Below are 17,715 nucleotides of genomic sequence, written 5' to 3' on the forward strand. Positions count from 1 at the left end.
TCGGACTCTTCCACGCCAATGCGTTCGCAAGGTGACCAGTCCTTTGTCTCAGGGGGTCGGGCAACGCACACCCTCCTGCGCAAAAGGTTCCGGCATATCGGCGACGGACGCCTTAACTTGCCGCGAACTGCGTGGGAAGGGCATGGGGCCGGCTGCGCCGCGTGACACTACGGTGGCTGTACGGGTGGCCGGCCGCGCCGGCCGGGTGGGCTGATTCAGCGCACACTCGGGTAGCGGACGCCGATCTGTGCGCGGACGGTGTCCAGGGTGCGCATCACCGCGAGGGTGCCGGCGAGCGGGACCAACGGCGACTCGGTCTCGCCGGCGCGCAGACAGCGGTTCACCTCGGCGGCCTCGTGCCGCATGGTGCCGCGTTCGGGATCGGCGGTGACCTCGGCGAGCAGGACCGTCCGCGGCTCCCGGCCCGGTCGGTGGACGACGAAGCGGTCGGGGTAGAAGAAGCCCTCGGCGAATTCGATCCGGCCCCTGCTGCCGGTGATCGTCGCGGGGGCGTCGGTGTGCGCGGTGAACGTGCAACCCAGGGTGGCCACGGCGCCGTTGTGCCAGCCCAGCACGATCCCGGTGTTGTCGTCCACGCCCTCGGGGGTCAGATGCGCCCAGGCCCGGATCGCGTCGGGCTCACCGAGCAACAACTGGGCGAGGGACACCGGATAGACGCCCAGGTCGAGCAGCGCACCGCCACCCTGCGCGGGGTCGCGCAACCGATGCTCGGGCGGGAACTCCCCGGCGAAGCCGAACGCCGCCGAGACGCTCCGGATCTCGCCGATCTCGCCGGCGGCGATCAGCTCGCGCAGCCGGCGGATCAGCGGGTGACAGTACGTCCACATCGCCTCCATCAGGAACAGCCCGCGCTGCCGGGCCAGTTCCACCAGTTCCAGGGCCTCGCGCGCGTCGAGGGTGAACGCCTTCTCGCACAACACCGCCCGGCCCGCCTCCAGACACAGCCCGGCCGCGACCCGGTGCGCCGCGTGCGGGGTGGCCACGTAGACGACGTCGACGTCGTCGTCCGCGGCGAGTTCGGCCCAACTGCCGTGGGCGCGGGGTATGCCGAACCGCTCGGCGAACGCCTTCGCGCTCTCCAGGCTGCGCGAACCAACCGCGACGACCTCCGTGTTCGGCAGGCTCTGCAGCGCCTTGGTGAACTCGGCGGCGATGCCGCCGGTGGCCAGGATTCCCCAACGGATGGTCCGCGTACCGTCATTCATGGCATGCCCCACAACTCGGTCCCACGCGCGACCCCCGACGGTTCGGTGATCGTTTCGACGCGCTCGAACGGAGCGTGCCACACACCCGCCGGGTCCGCGCACCTCGGCGCGGCCCGCGGTCGCGGCGCCGGGCCGTCGGGCCGCTACGCCATGGCGATTTCGACGCCGATCGCCCGTTCCCGGGCGGCGTCGACCACCAGCGCGGCGGCCACCGCGTCCTGCACCGCGACGCCGACCGACTTGTACACGGTGAGCTGTTCCGGCGAGGTGCGTCCGGGGCGGGTGCCGGCGACGAGTTCGCCCAGTTCGGCATGCACGTGCCCGGCGGTGATCACGCCGTCCCGGATCGGCGTCAGCAGGTCGTTGCTGCCGGTGGGAAACGGCGCCAACGCGGCGTGTCGCGACTCGACACACACCAGCGCGTCGGCGATGGTGGCGTCGTCGAGTTCGCGGCCGGCCGGATTGAAGCCGACCGAGGTGACATGCGTGCCGGGCGCCAACCACGCGCGGCGCACCACGGGTTCGAGGCAGTGGGTGGCCGCCGCCACGATGTCGGCACCAACGATCGCGTCGGCGTAGTCGGCTGCGGGTCGTACCTCGGCGTCCAGCAGCGACGACAGTTCGCCGGCCAACGCCGCCGCCTTGGCCGGATCGCGGCCGGCCACCCGGATCTGCCGGATCGGGCGGACCCGGCACATCGCGAGAGCGTGCGAGCGGGCCTGCACCCCGGTGCCCACGATCGCGAGCACCGTCGCGTCCTCGCGGGCCAACAGCCGTGCCGACAACGCCGAACAGGCGCCGGTCCGCCACGCGGTGACCGCCGTGCCGTCCAGCAGCGCCGCGGGCTCCCCGGTGGCCGGGTCGAACACCACGATCAGGGCCTGATGGGTGGGCAGCGCGGTGCCCGCGTTGTGCGGGAAGAGGGAGACCAGCTTGCTCATCAGCACTCCGGCGGAGGGCACCCGACCCGGCATGGCCGCCAGGAACGCGTCCCGTTCGGGTACCAGCGCGGCGACCCGGTCCGGTGCCGAGGCGCGACCCGCACTCAGGTCCGCCATCGCCGGGGCCAGGGCGTCGATCAACGCGTCGAGTTCGAGCAGCGCCTCGACCTGCGAATGCCCGAGAACGAGCATGGCCTCGACCTCCTCGCGATCGCCGCCCGGTGCGGCCGGTGGGTCACAGGGTCGCCCGCGCCCGCCGTGTCGCCGCTCGCGACACGCGTTCGCTCGGGCAGGTTCACGCGCGTGGGTGCGGCTCGTCGGGCGTGGGCCACGATGCCCGGGCGAGCGTGCCGGGTACGGCTGTGCGCAGGGCTTCGACGGCCGCGACCACCGCGGGGTGGGCCGCGGCGCCGTCGCGGAAGGCGATTCGGGTGCGGCGCCGGATCGGCAGGCGGGTCAGGTGCACCTCGGGCGGCGGGTCGGTGATCCCGAGTTGCGGGACGACGGCGACGCCCCGGCCGGCCGCGACCAGGGTCAGCACGGTGGCGAAGTCGTCCACCTGGTGGTGTACCCGCGGGGTGAACCCGGCGGCCTGACAGGCCCGGATCGTCATCGCGTGGCACATCGTGCCCGAAGTCGCGGTGATCCAGGGCGAGTCGCGCCAGTGTGCCAGCACCGACGCGACCGCCCCGGGCGTCGGCGCCGGTGCCGTCGAGGCGAGATACATCGCCTCGACGCACAACGGCCGCACGGCCAGGCCCGGTTCGTCCGTCGGCGGGACGAAGTCGTACTCGTGGATCAGCGCCACATCCAGCTCGCCCGCGCGCAGCGCGTCCGCGACGCCGGCCGGATCGATCTCCAGCACCATCGGCTCCAGGCCCGGATGCCGCTCGCCGAGATCGGCCAGCACCGTCGGGACGATGGTTCGGGTCGCGGTGGGGAAGGTGCCGATCCGCAGCGGGCCCGCCAGGCCGCGGCGTGTGTCGGCCAGTTCGGCCGCCGCCTGCTCCAGGTGGGCCAGGACGGCCTCGGCGTGCCGGACCAGGTTGCGGCCGGCGGGGGTGAGGGTGACCCGCCGGCCCGTGCGCTCCAGCAGGGGCACGCCCGCCTCGCGTTCGAGGGTGGCCAGTTGCTGGGAGACGGCGGACGGGGTGAAGGCGAGCGCCTCGGCGACGGCGGCGATCGTGCCGCGCAGCGAGAGTTCGCGCAGCAGGCGCAGGCGACGGACATCGAGCATCAGCTCAGCTTACGCTCGGATTTATCAATGTGAACTGGACCTGAACGAAAGGTGCGGGTCACGCTGGTGGGCATGCATCGGCTTCCACCCCTGCACGGGGTTCACGTACCGCTCGTCACACCGTTCGCCGCCGACGGAGGCGTCGCCGAGGAGGCACTGGAGGGCCTCGCACACGGCATCCTGGACGCGGGCGCCGCCGGGATCGTCGCGCTGGGGACGACCGGCGAGGCCGCCACCCTCGACGCCGACGAGCGGCTCGCGGTCCTGGCCGTGTGCGCGCGGGTGTGTGCGGCTCGGGGCGCGCCGCTGACCATCGGCGCCGGCAACAACGACACCCGGGCCTCCGCGCGTGCCCTCGCGGAGCTCGCGCGGTGGCCCGCGGCCGTCGCCGCGCTGGTGCCGGTCCCGTACTTCACCCGTCCCGCGCAGGCCGGCGTACGGGCGCACTTCGCCCATCTGGCGAGCGCGAGTCCGCTGCCGCTGATCGTCTATCACATCCCGTACCGCACCGGGCAGCCGCTCGACGCGGCCGGACTGCGCGAGTTGGCCCGGATTCCCGGCGTGGTGGGCGTCAAGCTGGCGACGGGCGGCATCGATCAGGACGCGGTGGACCTGCTCGGCGAGTCGCCGCCGGACTTCGCCGTGCTGGCCGGCGACGACCTGTTCCTGTCCCCGCTGCTGGCCCTGGGCGCGGCGGGCGGCATCCTCGCCTCGGCGCACCTGGCCACCGACCGGTTCGTGGCGCTGGCCGACGCCTGGCGCGGCGGCGACGTGGTGCGGGCCCGGGAGCTGGGCCACGCGCTGGCCGGGTTGTCGGCCGCCGCGTTCGGCGCACCCAACCCGACCGTGATCAAGGGCGTGCTGCACGCGCAGGGCCGCATTCCGACCCCGGACGTGCGCCTGCCCCTGCTGCCCGCCGGACGCGGGTCGATCGACGCGACGCTGAAGCGGCTGGCCGACCTGGGCGGGTAGCGCCACGCACGGCGGTCGTTCAGGCCGCCGGGAAGCGGCTCACCCAGCGGCGCTGCCAGGGGGTTTCCACGGCGCGCGGGTGGTGCCGGCGTCGGGTCCAGGCGATCGCCTCGGCGGGGTCGAGTCCGGCCAGCACGGCGAGGCAGGCGATGACCGTGCCCGTGCGGCCGACGCCGCCGCCGCAGGCGACCTCGACCGAGGCGCCGGTACGGGCTCGTTCGTGCAGGGCCCGGATCTCGCGGACGGCCGCGTCCCGGTCGCGCGGCAGGAGGAAGTCGGGCCAGTCGATCCACGTGTGCGGCCACGGCAGTCGGTCCTCGTGCCGGCGGCGCAGCCGGTCGGAGCCGAGGTAGAGCCCGAACTCCGGGACCGGTCCGTCCGGCAGCGCGTGGCGCAGGCCGCGGCCGCGGATCGGGCTGCCGTCCGGGAGGTGCAGGGTGCCGGTGAGGGCGCTCATCGGACGCCGCCGATCCTGTTGCGGGCACGGTGGTTGGCCACGTTGACCCGGTTGCCGCACAGGTCGGGCGTGCAGTAGCGGCGGCGTCCGGCTCGGCTGGTGTCCACGAACACGCCCCGGCAGTCGGGGGTGGCGCAGGCCCGGAAGCGTTCGTGGCCGAGCCCCTGGACGACGCCGAGCAGGGCGATGCCGATCAGTGCGGCCAGTTCGTCGGCGAGGGTGGCCTCGGGAGCGGTCGGGACGTACCACTGCACTCGGCCGTCGGGGCCGCGACGCAGGGTGGGGGCGCGACCGGCCCGGTCGGCGAGTACGGTCGCGCCCGCCACGGCGTGCGCCTCGGTCTCGGTTTCCACGACGACGCGTACCTCGCGGCGCAGCAGCCGTACCCGATGCAGGTCCTGCTCGGTCGGCGGGCGTCCGTCGGCCGTCGCGGCGAGGGAAAGCCCGTGCTCGGCAAGGAAGTTCGCCAGCGCGCTCGGATCGGGGAGGGCGTCGCCGGTGGGTCGCACGGTCGGTGAGGTGTTGACCAGATCGGTGGCGACGGCCGCCCCGGGGGCGTAGTCGGTGAGGGGGATTCGCACGCCTTGCGCTCCTTGGTAACCGATGAAGCGCAACTATAACCCTTACAGCCCGCCGACCGTGAGCCCGCCGCCACCTTTCGTGGGTGGCGGACCGGGCTGCCCTAGAACACCGGCGGCCCCGCTTCGACGCGCCGCAGGATCGGGGCCGACCGGTACAGGTCTTCGTCGGCCATGAGTCGGCGTTCGTCCCACCAGGTGGCGCCGGCGTCGACCAGCGGCCCGAGCAGGTCGTGGGCGCGGGCGGGGTCGGTGGGACTGACGCCGCCGAGGACGAGGTCGAAGGGTGCGTCGGACTCGCGGTGCCTGTGCACGTAGGCGACCAGGTCGTGCACCTGGTCGAGCGGCGGGGCCTGGCCGTGCCGGGCGTCGGCGAACAACGGCACCGCGCCGTCCCAGCGCGCGGCACGGCGCATCGGCGGGCGATTGGGCCAGAACCCGCCGATCCACACCGGCGGCCGCGGGCGCTGCGTCGAGGCGGGCAGCAGCGTCACGTCCCGGACCCGGAAGTGTGTTCCGTCGTGCTCCACCGGCTCGCCCGACCAAAAACGATCGAGCAAATCGAGCCCCTCGTCCAGGCGTTCGGCGAGGACGACCGGGTCGGTCGGCTCGCCGAAGTCCGCGTACTCGTCCTCGAACGGCCCGCCCAGCCCCGCGCCGAAGATCACCCGCCCGCCACTGAGCGCATCCAACGTGGCCACCTGGCGGGCCAGTTGCTGAGGCCGCCGGCGCGGCACCGGGGTGACCAGGGTGCCCAACCTGATCCGCGAGGTGGCCAACGCCGCGGCGGTCAGCAACATCCAGGGATCACCGAACGGCTGCCCGCGCCGCGCCCGTTTGTCGTGCACCACGTGATCCCAGACGAACAGCCCATCCCACCCGGCCTCTTCGGCGGCGACCGCGACCGCGGCCACCACCCGAGGATCGGCGAAGTCACCGAAGTTCGGAACATTCACAGAAAACCGCATCCCCGAATCCTGCTCCGCCCCACTACCCCGGGCAACCCCGAAGTCGTCGACCCGAGAGTCGGCCCGTCGGGTTCGACAGTGGCGAGTGGGTGGGGGTGGTGGGGAGTTGGTGGGGAGGGATTGTGGTCTGTTGGCCGGGGCCACTGTTCGGGGTGTGGGGGCTTCGCGGAGAATCGTGGGGGAGCCCCGATGTGCGGGGTCGGCGGGAAGGGAGCAGGTCGTTGATCCGTTTCGCGCACCGCGCCAAGGGCGGGGCCGTGTTGGGTGGGGCACCGGGCCATCACGGGCCGTTCGGCGCCGATGGCCCCAACGCCCTTGCCGACGTTCGGCTCGTACCGCGTCCCTACACCCATCCGGACACCCAGATCCTGCTGTATGCGCTGTACGCCGAACAGGTCGCCATGTACGGCTTCGCCGATCACCCCGACCTCACCGAGCCTCGCGATCTGGAGCCCCCCGAGGGCCTGTTCGTCCTCGCCTACAGCGGACACACCCCGGTCGGCTGCGGCGGATGGCGCACCATGCCCGGTCGGGCGGCCGAGATCAAACGCCTGTACGTCGAACCCGAACAGCGCGGCCACGGCCACGGCCGCCGCCTGCTCGGCACGCTGGAGCACACCGCCGCCCAGGCCGGCGCCCGGCGACTGGTCGTGGAGACCGGCAGCCGCAACGTACGGGCCCTCGCCCTGTTCGCGGGCGCCGGCTACACGCTCCGCGACCCCTACGTCGACGGCCGCGACCCGACGATCACCCGGGCCATGACCAAACCCCTGCTGCGCACGGCGGGCAACGGGCCGCTCTCCGCCCCACCTCGCTGACCTCAGTCGAAGAGGGATTCCTGCACGTCGAGTGCGGGCATGAATTCGGGTTCGACGGGGGGAGGGGAGGAGCCGGCGACCCGGATCAGGTCGTCCAGCGTGGACCAGCGGCCGGTGGCGATGCCCTTGGCGACGGTGGTGTGGAACAGGTGGGCCAGTGCGTACGCGTCCCAGGTGACCGCGCGTTCGAGGGGCGGGCGCAGGCCCAGGTGTTGCAGCCTGGTGTCGAAGGACTGCGGTGTGGCGGTCGGGGTGACGATCGCCGCGAGGGTGAGCACGTCCAGGACGACACACGAGGCGAGCAGCGGGCAGTAGGCGCGCTGTTCCCGGACGAGCGTCTTCTCGGCGAACGGCGGCAGTCCGATGATCGCGTGCGGGAGATCGCGGGTCACGTGGCGCTCGATGTCCGTCAGTGCCGCGGCGAGTGAGCCGGGCGCCGCGGGTGGTACCGGGACGGTGATCGGCGCGGGCGGCGCGCCGTCGGGCGCGGGCGGTTCGATCGGGGCGTGTGCGCGCCAGGCGACGTGATCGCCCGGACCGTGATGGGTGAGCGCGGCGACCTCGACCGGGACCGGGCGGTGCAACCCCCGCGTCTCCAGCCGAAAGCGCAACCCCACGAAGCGCACACCCGACAGCGGCGCCGTACTCGTCGTCGTTCGTGATTGTCCGGCCACGGTCGGAGTCTAGGCCGGAGCCGCGGCGGGCCGGTGCGAGCGCACGGGGTCGGCGGCCGACGACGCTCGGAAGCGTGCGCCGGCGCCGGCCCGTGCCTCACAGGCCGTGGCGCCGGTCGCCCAGCACGCTCGCGCACACGCGGGCCTCGTTGTCCGCCGAGAACGGGTCCCGGCGGGCGGCGACCGCGCATCGGGTGGCCTCGGCGACCAGGTCGGCGTTGATCCGGGTCGCGGCGACGGCGCCGGCGGCCGCCGAGGTCCCGACCTGGGCGGAGGGATCGGTGACGTTGCCCGCGACCCACACGCCCGGTACGTCGGTGGCGCCGTACGGGTCGGCCGGGATGTGCTCGCCGGCCCCCGACGGATGCTCCACCGGCCACAACCCGATGCCGCCCAGGAACCCGGCGCGGGCCACCATCCGCGGCGCTACCGCCAACGCCGCACGCGCGACCACGGTGCCGTCGCCCAGCCGTACGCCCACGAGGCGGTCCGCGGCGATCTCCAGCGATGCCACCACGCCCTCGACCACGCGGATGCCGACGGCGGCCAGTTGCTCCGCGTCCTCGTCGCTCGGAGGCATGGTGTGCGCGAAGTAGGTGACATCCGCGCTCCACTGGCGCAACAACAGCGCCTGGTGCACCGACAGCGGGCCGCAGGCCAACACCCCGACTGGCTGGTCGCGGATCTCCCAACCATGGCAGTACGGACAGTGCAGCACGTCCCGCCCCCACCGGCCGCGCAGCCCGGGTACGTCCGGCAACTCGTCGACCAGCCCGGTGGTCACCAACAACCGACGGGCACGCACGGCCCGACCGTCGGCCGTCGTCACCGTGAACCCGTCACGGGTACGGCGGACCGCGTCGACCTCGGCAAGGACCACGTGGGCGCCGTAGCCACGCACCTCGGCCCGGGCGCGGGCCACGTATTCCGCCGGCGCGATCCCGTCCAGGGTCGGCAGCCCGTGTACCCCCGCGGCCGGCGCGTTGCGCGGGGCACCGGAGTCGATCACCAACACCGAGCGTCGGGCCCGCGCCAGCGTCAACGCTCCGCCCAGTCCGGCGGCACCACCGCCGACGACCACCACGTCGTAATCGTCGTCCATCAGCCGATCGGTCATCGTGACCACCTCCACTACGACCATGCGACCGAGGTGCCGATTCCGCCAAACTTCTTTGCCGTCTTGGCAAACCCGACCGCGGTCATCGGCGGTGACCCTCGGCAAACCCGACGGCCGGCGCCGACGGCGACCGCCCGGCCTCAGCCGGGAAGATCCCAGACGGTCGCCTGGAGTCGCAGCGGAACGTTGGCGGCGGCCGGCCCGTCCACCCGGATGAACCCGGTGCGCCCCTCGTTGGTGACCATGCACAAGCGGGTGCCCTGGGCGAGTTCGCCGCCCAGGTAGGTGCCGCGCTTGCGAATCGCCTCGGCGCACACCTGCGGCGTCGGGTCCGGATCGCCCTGCGGGATCGCGGCCAGGGTGTTGCTGGAGCCGACCGTCATGAGTTCGGGCGCACCCAGCGTGTACAGGAAGGCGAGGTCCACGGCCTTGTTCGACTGGGAGACCAGCGGCGGGCTGGTGTCGAAGTCGACGTACTGCTTGTTCGGGTCGACGGTGACCGGACCCGGGCCGAACAGGACCCGCGCCGTTCCACCAGCGTTCGTCGGGGTGTTCGACGCCGACTGGCCGCCCGCACCGCCGGCCGGCGGGTTCTGCCCGCCCGGCGAGGCAGCCGGGGGCGAGGTGCCGGGCACGGTGGCCGAATTCGCCGACGGACTCTTCGAATCCGAATCCGACCCGGATCGACTGACGGCGATGGTGACGAAGATGCCGATCAGCGGGATGGCGATGCCCACCACCCACCAGGCCCACCTGGGTTGGCTCGGATGCGGAGGAGGAGGTGGGCCCTGGGGGCCTGGGTATCCCGGATGGTTGGACAAGTCGCCTCCGTGGTTCCGTGGCCGATCGGCCGCGGAACTCTATCCGAGGAACGCCCCGGTCGCACACCCGTGATGCCCCGCCCGACCCGCCTCGCCCGCGGCCGGCGTCGCAGCCGCGAACATCGGGTCGGCACCGAACCGCCCTGCGGATCCCGCCGAGTTCGCGCCGACCCCGGACGACCTACCCGACCCGGTCCGGCCGGGTCGAGGGATGCTCCGGGACGAGGTTGTCGATGATCAGGCCGAGGGCGAAGTCGAAGCGGTCGTGCCCCGCGCCCGAGGTCAGTTCGGCCGCGTGCCGCCTGATCTGCGGAAACCGGTCGGCCGGAAGTGCCTCGAACCGGCCGACCAGTTCGGCTCGGCTGAAAACCCACTCGTGGTCCGGGTGCTTCCGTCGTTGCGCGAGCAGCGAGCGCTCCAGGGCGTAGGCGCTGACGTAGAGCGAGAGGCTGTCGATGGCCCAGGCCGCCCGCTGCGGATCGACGCCCCCGGCGAGCAGGATGGCGAGCAGGCCCTCGTTGACCCGGAGGGTCTCCAGGTTGGTGGGGAGCATGGCGAGCGCGGCGCGGGAGACGCCCGGGTACGCGAGGAACCGGTCGCGGAGCTGGCCGCACACATCGCGGGTCTGCGCTTGCCAGTTCGCCGGATCGGGCTCGGGCAGCACGATCTCGGAGCAGAGCCGCCCGATGATCAGGTCGTCGATGTCGTCCCTGTTGACGATGTGCGCGTAGAGCGAAGAGGGCCCGGTTCCCAGGACGTGCGTGATCCTGCGGACGGTGAGCGCGTCGTATCCCTCGGTGGCGATGACGTGCAGGGCGGCGTCGGTGATGCGGTCGAGGGTGATCGGCGCCTTCCGCGAGGGCGTCGGCGCGGTATCGGCGGGCTGTGGTGCGTGGCGGGCCGCTCGGCCCCGCCTCGGGTGGTCGGAGGGCATGGGCACATTCTAGCTTGACCAGAACTAAGTTCGTCGCCTAGAACTTAGTTCATGACTACTGAACAAAGTTCGTTGACGGCTTCCCATGCCGATCCGATCCCCCTCCGGCGGGCCTGGCTGGTCCTGGCCGTCGTCTTCATCGCCGAGATCATGGACCTGATCGACTCCAGCGTCGCCAACCTCGCGGGTCCGTCCATCCGCGCCGACCTCGGCGGCGGCCCGATGACCCTGCAATGGGTGCTGACCGTCTACACCGCGGCCTTCGCCCTCGGCCTGGTCACCTCCGGCCGGCTCGGCGACATCCTCGGCCGCCGACGCCTGTTCCTGATCGGCCTGAACGGCTTCACCCTCGCCTCGCTGGCCTGCGGCCTCGCGCCCGGTCCCGGCTTCCTGATCGGCGCCCGCCTGCTCCAGGGACTATTCGGATCGGTGATGATCCCCCAGGGCATGGCATTGGTGAAGGTCGTCTTCCCGCCCGAGCACCTGCGCAAGGCCCTCATGCCGTTCGGTCCGATCATGGGCCTGGCCACGGTGGCCGGTCCGATCCTCGCCGGCTGGCTGCTCCACCTGGACCTGTTCGGCAGCCAGTGGCGCTCGATCTTCCTGATCAACGTGCCCTTCGGCGTCGCCGCCGCGGTCCTCGGCCGCCGCGTCCTGCCCCACCATGCCGGTGAGGACCCGGGCAGCCGGCTCGACCTCGTCGGCGTGGGGCTGCTCACCGCGGGTTCCGCGCTGCTGATCGTCCCGCTCATCCAGGGGCGCGAGCTGGGTTGGCCGGTCTGGACGTATCTCTCGATGGTCGCCTCGGTCGCGGTGTTCGCGCTCTTCGTCGCCTCCGAACGTCGCAGCCCGCACCCGGTCATCACGCCGTCCCTGTTCCGCCGGCGCAGCTTCGTCGTCGGACTGCTGATCGTCGGCGGCTTCTACGCCTCGCTCGGCGCGTTCGTCCTGGTCATCAACCTGTTGTTGCAACTCGGCCTGCACTGGACGCCCTTGCACACCGGCCTCACCCTGATCCCCTGGGCGCTGGGCACCGCCGTCGCGGTCCTGCTCGCGGGTGCCGTGCTCGCCGAGAAGCTCGGCCGTGCCACGATGCGCATCGGCCTGTCCGTCGCGATCGTCGGCCTGCTCGCCCTGTGGTGGTCCACCGTGCACTGGAACACCGGCATCACCGTGTGGCAACTCGCGCCGTCGTTGTTCCTCACCGGCTTCGGCGCGGGCCTGATGTTCATCCCGCTCTTCGACTTCATCCTCGGCGACGCCACGGCCGAGGAAGTCGGCACCGGTGCCGGCATGCTCAACGCCGTGCAACAGTTCGCCGGAGCCATCGGCGTCGCCGCCCTCGGCACGGTGTTCTTCTCCCGTGCCGCCCACGGCACCACGCAGTCCTACTTCCACGCCGCGCAGTGGGTCTTCGGCATCTGTGCCGCCCTGTACCTCCTCGCCCTTCTCCTGGTCGGCCTGCTGCCCAAGCACTCCCGACCGGCGCACTGAGCATCGATCGGCATTGCGCCGGCGAAGGTCACTCACATGGCCGAGGTGGAATCGATTCAGCTTGCTCGTGGGAGTGATGGGGCGTGCCGGAGGACGGTTCGGGTCGTGCGCCGCGAAAGGCTGGCGTCGAACCGTCCCGTTGGGAAAGGAAGAAGCTCCCTCATGCGTTTCCGCAGCAGCATGGTCGCCGTCGTCGGCGCGCTCACGCTCGTCGTGACCCTGCCCACCTCCGCCGGCGCCGCCACCGGCGAGTTCTCCTACAAGTACACCGGCCTCAACGGACAGCCGCAGGAGGCCCGGCTGTTCGACCCGCCCGGCCGAGAGTGCATCGACCTGCCCGAGGTCGCCGACCCCGGCTCCTCGAGTCCGGCCCATTCGCCGAGGAACGACACCGACGCCACCGCCGGCGTGTTCACCGAACCCGGCTGCAAAGGCGACTACTTCTCCCTCCGCCCGTTCGGCGGGCAGGGGTCCGAACGACTGAAGCTCAGGTCGGTGATCTTCAGTTGATCCCGATTCGGTGATCCTGCTTCGGTTGATGCTTTCAGGGTGACCCCCGCACCACGCTCGCCCCGACGCACGGGTCGTGCGGCGAGTGCTGCGGCGGGTCTTGCGCGCGGGCGGTTGTTCGGCGGATCGTTGCGGATGCGCCGACAACCCCCGTGGTCGGTGCCCGGACCGCCCGGCGATCCAACCCCCAGTCGTCGGGCGGCTCCTTGCTCCGGCCGACGACGCGGATGCCTGCGGCAGCCGTCGAGGCCACCGGATCGGGCCCCGGGAGCGCAGAGCCTGGCGCGTCCGGCTGCATTGGGTGCGACACGCCGTGTGGTGTCGCGATCGTGTCCGACCCGTATCGCACAATGGCTCGATGATTCCGGATGACGAGTATCTGTTGAAACTGGGCCGAGTGACGTACGGCCTGGCCCTGCTGGAGAGTGTGATCCTGGCCGAACTGGACCAACTCCCCGGTCTGCCACCGGCGTTGGCGACACGCAAGCTGGCGGGCAAGAGCATCGAGGCGATCGCGCGGGCGCTGACCGACTCCGCGAACACCGACAAGGTCGCCGACGCGACGACCCGCGCCTGGCTCCAGGTGGCGGGCGGCGAACTCGCCGCAGCCGGGCGCATCCATCACGCGATCAAGCACGCCCGCGCCGCCGAGGAGGGTGAGCAACTGCACCTGCACCGGCGCAGCGGCGAACTCGGCGACGCCGTGGACATCACCGCGGCCTGGCTGCAACGCGCCCAGTCCGACCTCGACGACGCCCTGCGCCAGGTTTCCGAAGGCCGGGCAAAGGCCGCCTGACACCACCCGGAACACCGCCGAAGAGTACGGCGGGCTCGACTTCGCGGCCGACGCCCGCCCCTCCACCCGTGCCCGGCATCGACGAACCGCGCACGCCGCTCGTCCCGGCCACGCGCGCCGTGTCCGGGCTCGCCTCGGCCCGCGAACGTGCCGCGGTATGCGGGTGGTCGGGCCGGCGTCCGCGACCGCCCCCTCCCGACCGGTGCCGGTACCGTGGCTGCGGCAACGGCGGTCGAGCAGCGGGGGCACTCGGGTATGCGGGTACTTGCAGGGCGGTACGAACTGGTGCGGTTGGTGGGCCGAGGCGGCATGGGGGAGGTCTGGCAGGGCGTCGACCGCGAGCTCGGGCGCACCGTGGCCGTGAAGGTGTTGCCCGCCGAACTCACCCGCCACGAGGAGTTCCGCCAACGATTCCGCCGGGAGGCCCGGACCAGCGCCGCCCTGTCCCACCACGGTGTGGCGACGTTGCACGACGTGGGCGAGGACGTCGACGGTGGCGACACCGTCCCGTTCCTGGTCATGGAGTACATCGACGGCAACACCCTGACCGACGCGCTGCGCACCGGCCCGCTGCCGATCGCGCGGGCGGTGGCGATCGCCCGCGATGTCGCCGACGCCCTGGTGCACAGTCACGGCCTGGGGGTGATCCACCGGGACATCAAGCCGTCGAACGTGATGGTCACCGAGTCCGGCGCGATCAAGGTGCTCGACTTCGGCATCGCCAAGGCACTCGCCGAGACGACGACGCGGTTGACCGCGACCGGACTCATGGTCGGCACGCCGGCGTACCTGTCGCCCGAGCAGATCGACGGGGAAGCGGTCGACGCGCGTTCCGACGTCTACTCGCTCGGCTGCCTGCTCTACGAACTGCTGACCGGGCAACCGCCGTTCACCGGCGATTCGCCGTTCGCGGTGATGAACCAACACCTGACCAAGACACCGCCGCCACCGTCGGCGCTGCGGGCGGACGTGCCGGGCGGGATCGACACACTCGCACTGTCGGCACTCGCCAAGTCACCGGCACAGCGGTACGCCGACGCGGCGGCGTTCCGGTCGGCGTTGGAATCGGCGCAACGGGCCCTGAGCGCCGACGTCACGGCGGTCGCGCCGCACGGCCTGCCGACCGCCACGAGCACACCGCCGTCACCGGCCTGGGCCGGACGGCCCGCGCCGGACCGGTCCGCGGCGGCGGTCACCCTGGTGCCGCCGCCCCCGCGGCCCGCCGCGCCGCCGATGGGGTCGCCCGGGGCCGGGGCGGGATTCGGGGGTGGTTTCGACGCCGGACCCCGGGTCGTTTCCGGAGCCGTTCCCGGCGCCGGGCCCTGGCCCGGATCCGGCGCCGGGCCGGGGTACGCACCGGGGTTCGGGGCCGGTCCCGGGTTCGGGGCCGAGCGCGGGCGGCCGCAGTCGCCGTGGCAGATTCGCTACCGCTTCACCGAGGCGGGGGCCATCGCGGTGGTGGGCTGGGTGTTGCTGCTGATCTCCACGATCGCGCTCGTCCGGTTCGAGCGGCCGGTCCCGGTCGTCCTCATTCCCGCCGCCGAAGTCGCGCTGGTGCTCTCCCTGGTGGCGCTGCTGTGGTCGGCTCGGCTGAGTGTCACGATCAGTTGGGCATATGTGGTCTCGCTCAACTACGCGGCCCTGGGGGCGCCGACCTGGATCCACGCGCTGCCGTTCCTGGGGCTCGTACCGTTCGCGCTCGCGGGTTTCGTCCGCCGTCGGCACAACCCCTCGGTCCTGACCGGTCTGTTGTGGGTGGCGTTCGCCGCCGCCTGGTGGGCCCAGACCGAGTACCGGGCCCCCGGCCCCCGCGAGGGCGGTTACACCCTGGTCGTGCTGATCGTGGTCGCCGTGAGCGGCGTGCGCGGGTTGGCCGAGCGCATGTCCCCCACCCCCTCCGCCGCCGACTCCGCGAACCTGCGGCCATAGGCCACACGGACCATGGCCCGGCTCAGGACGGTTGGGAGTGGTGGTCCAGCAAACGGGTGAGCAGTTGCACGAATTGCTCGCGTTCGGCCGGGGCCAGCGGGGCGAGCAGTTCGTCGTGCAGGACGTCCAGGACCCGGTCGAGGCGGCGCAGGTGTCGGCGGCCCGAGGGGGAGATGGTGATGATGTTGCGGCGCTGGTCGCGGGGGTCCGGCGTGCGCTCGACGAGGTCGCGCTCGGCCAGTTCGTTGAGCACGCCGACCAGGTCGCTGCGGTAGATGCCGGTACGCCCGCTCAGCGCCGCCTGGCTGCCCGGTCCGAGATCCTGGAGCGAGGCCAGGACGGCGTAGTGCCACTTGCGGGCGTCGACTCGGGCCAGCCCCTCGTTGATCAGCCGGTCCGACCGCGTGGTGAGCTGCGACAACAGTCGGCTCGCCCGTCGACGCAGCCGGTCGGGCGTCCTGGGCGCGCCGTCGTCGGACAGGTTCGGGGCTTCGGCTTCGATCATGGCCCACATCCTACCGTTACGTTAGTCGGACTAACGATATACGTTCGCTCGTGCCGACGGCGTCGGTGCGGCCGACGCCGTCGAGCGAACTCGGAAGGAAACCCCACCATTCCCGACCGAGTGGCCGCGGTCGCCGGATTCCACCCCGGCTTCGTGGTCGGCGACGCGCCCGACAGCCTGCACCGCCTGATCCCCACGCTCACCGCCGAGGTGCATCTCGGTCTGGCCGAAGGCGACCTGACACCCGAGATCGTCGGCGAGCTCTACCAAGCCCTGGACGCCGCAGGCGTCGGCCACACCACCGAGATCTACCCCGACACGACCCACGGCTTCACCATGGCCGACACCGACGCCTTCAGCGCCGCCGGGCTGCAGCGCCACTGGGACCGGCTGCTCGACCTCCTCGGCCGCACCCCGGTCCGCGGCTGAGGCTCCGGCTCGGCCAAGCGCCCGGGTCCTGCCCTATCCCAGGGCGTCGTGCAGCGCCGTGGGCACGTCCTCGCCCAGCAGAAAGTGCGTGGTCGTACCGGGCAGCGTGGGCAACGCCGCCCAGTGGGTGACGGGTTCGGCGCCGGGGCGGCCGTACGGCAGTCGCACGACGCGGTCGGAGTCGACGAAGCAGTCGTGCCGCTCGACGCCGTCCTCGTCGATGTGGCGCGCGGCGAAGCGCATGGGCATCACCAGCCAGAAGTCCTGCCCGGACTCGGGGTCGTCCGCGTGCGTGGGATAGCGGCCCGTCGTCGCCGCTGCCACGGGCATGCCGTCCAAGGGCAGTCGTTCGCGGGCGTCCACCCACTCCACCGTCACGTGCATCCGCGCTCCCGATTCCGGTCCTGCTGGGATCACTTCAACGAAGCGACCCGCCCGCCGGTTCCGCTCCCGGCGGGCGGGTCGACCCGGTGCGCGGAGTGCGGGCGGGGGTCTCTCAGTCGTGTGCGGGCGGCATCTCCCACGGCGCCTGGGGGAGGATCTCACCGGTCTCCAGCAGCGACTTGAGGTTCGCCAGTACGGCCGGCCAGCCATGCGAAATGCCGTCGAGCATCGCGAGGTCGGCCAGGTTCTCGTGGGTCACGGTGAGCCGCACGATGTCCTGGTGCGGTTCTACGAGGAAGGTGACGACGGACGGTTCGCGCGTCGCCTCGGCGTCGGGGGAATCCTCGAAGGTGATGACCAGGCGGGTCGGGGGCTCCGTTTCGAGCACCCGACCGACGACGTCGACGGCGCCCGATCCGTCGGTGCGCCGGTGCTCCCAGGCCGACCCCGGCCGCCAGTCCGAGACGTTGGCGTGGCCCCAGTATCGGGCCGTCAGGTCGGCGTCGGTCAGGGCCTGCCACACCTGGTCGGCGCTCGCCCGGATGTAGGTGACGTAGACGTAGTCGGGCACGGGTTCGGGTGCGTTGGTCATGGCGTACTCCTCTGCCTGTTTCCTGATGGCACTGATCGCTTGCAGACGGGGCTTCTCGAAGCCCGAGATCCAGCGCTCGTCGATCTCGTGGATCGGTGCCGGGTTGAGGTAGTGCAGCCGCTCCCGGCCGCGCCGCACGACGGTCACGAGGTTGGCCCGCACCAGAATGTCCAGATGCTGGGTCGCCGACTGGCGTGCCATGTCCAGGCGTTCGCACAGTTCGCGCAGCGTTTGGCCGTTGTGTTCGTGCAGCCGGTCGAGCAGCAGGCGTCGGGTGGGGTCGGCCAGTGCTTTGAAAATCGAGTCCATCGCTCTCGCTTCGAGGCTCACGAT

General features: G+C 72.1%; 19 protein-coding genes and 1 pseudogene. 7 read left to right on the forward strand and 13 right to left on the reverse strand.

The window, feature by feature from the left end; translation table 11 throughout:
- Window positions 1-215: 215 nt before the first annotated feature.
- From ACH4U8_RS40025 to ACH4U8_RS40035, 3 genes are all read right to left on the reverse strand, one after another.
- Window positions 216-1,226, reverse strand: a complete 1,011-nt coding sequence (locus ACH4U8_RS40025; protein WP_395783055.1) for a Gfo/Idh/MocA family protein — start codon at window positions 1,224-1,226, stop codon at window positions 216-218.
- 143 nt (window positions 1,227-1,369) lie between these two features.
- Window positions 1,370-2,359, reverse strand: coding sequence for an ornithine cyclodeaminase family protein (locus ACH4U8_RS40030; protein ID WP_395783057.1), 990 nt, complete (start codon window positions 2,357-2,359; stop codon window positions 1,370-1,372).
- A 103-nt stretch (window positions 2,360-2,462) separates the two neighbouring features.
- Entirely contained in the window at window positions 2,463-3,404 is a 942-nt protein-coding gene (locus ACH4U8_RS40035; protein ID WP_395783059.1) for a LysR substrate-binding domain-containing protein, read from the reverse strand.
- 72 nt (window positions 3,405-3,476) lie between these two features.
- On the opposite strand from ACH4U8_RS40035, the gene ACH4U8_RS40040 reads away from it, so the two are divergent.
- Complete coding sequence (locus ACH4U8_RS40040; RefSeq protein WP_395783061.1) at window positions 3,477-4,376, forward strand: 4-hydroxy-tetrahydrodipicolinate synthase family protein; 900 nt, start codon at window positions 3,477-3,479, stop codon at window positions 4,374-4,376.
- Window positions 4,377-4,395: 19 nt separating this feature from the next.
- On the opposite strand, the gene ACH4U8_RS40045 is transcribed toward ACH4U8_RS40040, so the two are convergent.
- The 3 genes from ACH4U8_RS40045 to ACH4U8_RS40055 form a co-directional block, all read right to left on the reverse strand.
- Window positions 4,396-4,833, reverse strand: a complete 438-nt coding sequence (locus ACH4U8_RS40045; protein ID WP_395783063.1) for a protein-tyrosine phosphatase family protein — start codon at window positions 4,831-4,833, stop codon at window positions 4,396-4,398.
- Window positions 4,830-5,414 carry a CGNR zinc finger domain-containing protein gene (locus ACH4U8_RS40050; RefSeq protein WP_395783065.1) on the reverse strand — a complete coding sequence of 195 codons (585 nt, stop codon included), beginning with the start codon at window positions 5,412-5,414 and terminating at the stop codon, window positions 4,830-4,832. The genes ACH4U8_RS40045 and ACH4U8_RS40050 overlap by 4 nt, the downstream gene beginning before the upstream one ends.
- A gap of 101 nt (window positions 5,415-5,515) precedes the next feature.
- Entirely contained in the window at window positions 5,516-6,379 is an 864-nt protein-coding gene (locus ACH4U8_RS40055; RefSeq protein WP_395783067.1) for an LLM class flavin-dependent oxidoreductase, read from the reverse strand.
- Between the two features lie 221 nt (window positions 6,380-6,600).
- Here ACH4U8_RS40055 and ACH4U8_RS40060 point away from each other — a divergent pair, with 221 nt between their 5' ends.
- Complete coding sequence (locus ACH4U8_RS40060; RefSeq protein ID WP_395783069.1) at window positions 6,601-7,197, forward strand: GNAT family N-acetyltransferase; 597 nt, start codon at window positions 6,601-6,603, stop codon at window positions 7,195-7,197.
- A 2-nt stretch (window positions 7,198-7,199) separates the two neighbouring features.
- Here ACH4U8_RS40060 and ACH4U8_RS40065 read toward each other — a convergent pair whose 3' ends face one another.
- The 4 genes from ACH4U8_RS40065 to ACH4U8_RS40080 all read right to left on the reverse strand — a co-directional run bounded on the left by ACH4U8_RS40065 (window position 7,200) and on the right by ACH4U8_RS40080 (window position 10,743).
- Complete coding sequence (locus ACH4U8_RS40065) at window positions 7,200-7,871, reverse strand: hypothetical protein (RefSeq protein ID WP_395783071.1); 672 nt, start codon at window positions 7,869-7,871, stop codon at window positions 7,200-7,202.
- Window positions 7,872-7,968: 97 nt separating this feature from the next.
- A complete protein-coding gene (locus tag ACH4U8_RS40070) occupies window positions 7,969-9,012 on the reverse strand; it encodes an NAD(P)/FAD-dependent oxidoreductase (RefSeq protein ID WP_395783073.1) in 1,044 nt (347 codons plus the stop codon).
- Between the two features lie 116 nt (window positions 9,013-9,128).
- Entirely contained in the window at window positions 9,129-9,728 is a 600-nt protein-coding gene (locus ACH4U8_RS40075) for a hypothetical protein (protein WP_360312406.1), read from the reverse strand.
- A 262-nt stretch (window positions 9,729-9,990) separates the two neighbouring features.
- Complete coding sequence (locus ACH4U8_RS40080) at window positions 9,991-10,743, reverse strand: TetR/AcrR family transcriptional regulator (protein ID WP_360312404.1); 753 nt, start codon at window positions 10,741-10,743, stop codon at window positions 9,991-9,993.
- A 51-nt stretch (window positions 10,744-10,794) separates the two neighbouring features.
- Between ACH4U8_RS40080 and ACH4U8_RS40085 the strand changes: the two genes are divergently transcribed.
- The 4 genes from ACH4U8_RS40085 (at window position 10,795) to ACH4U8_RS40100 (ending at window position 15,472) form a co-directional block, all read left to right on the forward strand.
- Entirely contained in the window at window positions 10,795-12,237 is a 1,443-nt protein-coding gene (locus ACH4U8_RS40085) for a DHA2 family efflux MFS transporter permease subunit (RefSeq protein WP_395783075.1), read from the forward strand.
- Window positions 12,238-12,399: 162 nt separating this feature from the next.
- Entirely contained in the window at window positions 12,400-12,747 is a 348-nt protein-coding gene (locus ACH4U8_RS40090; protein ID WP_395783077.1) for a hypothetical protein, read from the forward strand.
- A gap of 358 nt (window positions 12,748-13,105) precedes the next feature.
- Window positions 13,106-13,543 (forward strand): hypothetical protein, encoded by a 438-nt coding sequence (locus ACH4U8_RS40095; RefSeq protein WP_395783079.1) that lies wholly within the window; start codon window positions 13,106-13,108, stop codon window positions 13,541-13,543.
- Window positions 13,544-13,756: 213 nt separating this feature from the next.
- Window positions 13,757-15,472 carry a protein kinase gene (locus ACH4U8_RS40100; protein ID WP_395783081.1) on the forward strand — a complete coding sequence of 572 codons (1,716 nt, stop codon included), beginning with the start codon at window positions 13,757-13,759 and terminating at the stop codon, window positions 15,470-15,472.
- 22 nt (window positions 15,473-15,494) lie between these two features.
- Here the strand turns inward: ACH4U8_RS40100 and ACH4U8_RS40105 are convergent, their stop codons facing one another.
- Complete coding sequence (locus ACH4U8_RS40105) at window positions 15,495-15,977, reverse strand: MarR family winged helix-turn-helix transcriptional regulator (protein WP_395783083.1); 483 nt, start codon at window positions 15,975-15,977, stop codon at window positions 15,495-15,497.
- Between the two features lie 111 nt (window positions 15,978-16,088).
- Here ACH4U8_RS40105 and ACH4U8_RS40110 point away from each other — a divergent pair.
- Window positions 16,089-16,406 (forward strand): annotated as a pseudogene (locus ACH4U8_RS40110) (dienelactone hydrolase family protein); the annotation flags it as partial.
- A gap of 33 nt (window positions 16,407-16,439) precedes the next feature.
- Here the strand turns inward: ACH4U8_RS40110 and ACH4U8_RS40115 are convergent.
- Both ACH4U8_RS40115 and ACH4U8_RS40120 read right to left on the reverse strand, forming a co-directional pair.
- Complete coding sequence (locus ACH4U8_RS40115) at window positions 16,440-16,790, reverse strand: AQJ64_40280 family protein (protein WP_360312394.1); 351 nt, start codon at window positions 16,788-16,790, stop codon at window positions 16,440-16,442.
- Between the two features lie 112 nt (window positions 16,791-16,902).
- Window positions 16,903-17,691 carry a metalloregulator ArsR/SmtB family transcription factor gene (locus ACH4U8_RS40120; RefSeq protein WP_360312392.1) on the reverse strand — a complete coding sequence of 263 codons (789 nt, stop codon included), beginning with the start codon at window positions 17,689-17,691 and terminating at the stop codon, window positions 16,903-16,905.
- Window positions 17,692-17,715: the final 24 nt, after the last annotated feature.

It is taken from the genome of Embleya sp. NPDC020886 (genome assembly GCF_044333915.1).
Lineage (GTDB): Bacteria > Actinomycetota > Actinomycetes > Streptomycetales > Streptomycetaceae > Embleya.

Excerpts from the sequence above, each read along its gene's own strand:
- ACH4U8_RS40025 (WP_395783055.1), bottom strand. The coding sequence starts at position 1,226 with ATGAATGACGGTACGCGGACCATCCGTTGGGGAATCCTGGCCACCGGC.
- ACH4U8_RS40030 (WP_395783057.1), bottom strand. The coding sequence starts at position 2,359 with ATGCTCGTTCTCGGGCATTCGCAGGTCGAGGCGCTGCTCGAACTCGAC.
- ACH4U8_RS40035 (WP_395783059.1), bottom strand. The coding sequence starts at position 3,404 with ATGCTCGATGTCCGTCGCCTGCGCCTGCTGCGCGAACTCTCGCTGCGC.
- ACH4U8_RS40040 (WP_395783061.1), top strand. The coding sequence starts at position 3,477 with ATGCATCGGCTTCCACCCCTGCACGGGGTTCACGTACCGCTCGTCACA.
- ACH4U8_RS40045 (WP_395783063.1), bottom strand. The coding sequence starts at position 4,833 with ATGAGCGCCCTCACCGGCACCCTGCACCTCCCGGACGGCAGCCCGATC.
- ACH4U8_RS40055 (WP_395783067.1), bottom strand. The coding sequence starts at position 6,379 with ATGCGGTTTTCTGTGAATGTTCCGAACTTCGGTGACTTCGCCGATCCT.
- ACH4U8_RS40070 (WP_395783073.1), bottom strand. The coding sequence starts at position 9,012 with ATGGTCGTAGTGGAGGTGGTCACGATGACCGATCGGCTGATGGACGAC.
- ACH4U8_RS40080 (WP_360312404.1), bottom strand. The coding sequence starts at position 10,743 with ATGCCCTCCGACCACCCGAGGCGGGGCCGAGCGGCCCGCCACGCACCA.
- ACH4U8_RS40085 (WP_395783075.1), top strand. The coding sequence starts at position 10,795 with ATGACTACTGAACAAAGTTCGTTGACGGCTTCCCATGCCGATCCGATC.
- ACH4U8_RS40090 (WP_395783077.1), top strand. The coding sequence starts at position 12,400 with ATGCGTTTCCGCAGCAGCATGGTCGCCGTCGTCGGCGCGCTCACGCTC.
- ACH4U8_RS40095 (WP_395783079.1), top strand. The coding sequence starts at position 13,106 with ATGATTCCGGATGACGAGTATCTGTTGAAACTGGGCCGAGTGACGTAC.
- ACH4U8_RS40105 (WP_395783083.1), bottom strand. The coding sequence starts at position 15,977 with ATGATCGAAGCCGAAGCCCCGAACCTGTCCGACGACGGCGCGCCCAGG.
- ACH4U8_RS40115 (WP_360312394.1), bottom strand. The coding sequence starts at position 16,790 with ATGCACGTGACGGTGGAGTGGGTGGACGCCCGCGAACGACTGCCCTTG.
- ACH4U8_RS40120 (WP_360312392.1), bottom strand. The coding sequence starts at position 17,691 with ATGGACTCGATTTTCAAAGCACTGGCCGACCCCACCCGACGCCTGCTG.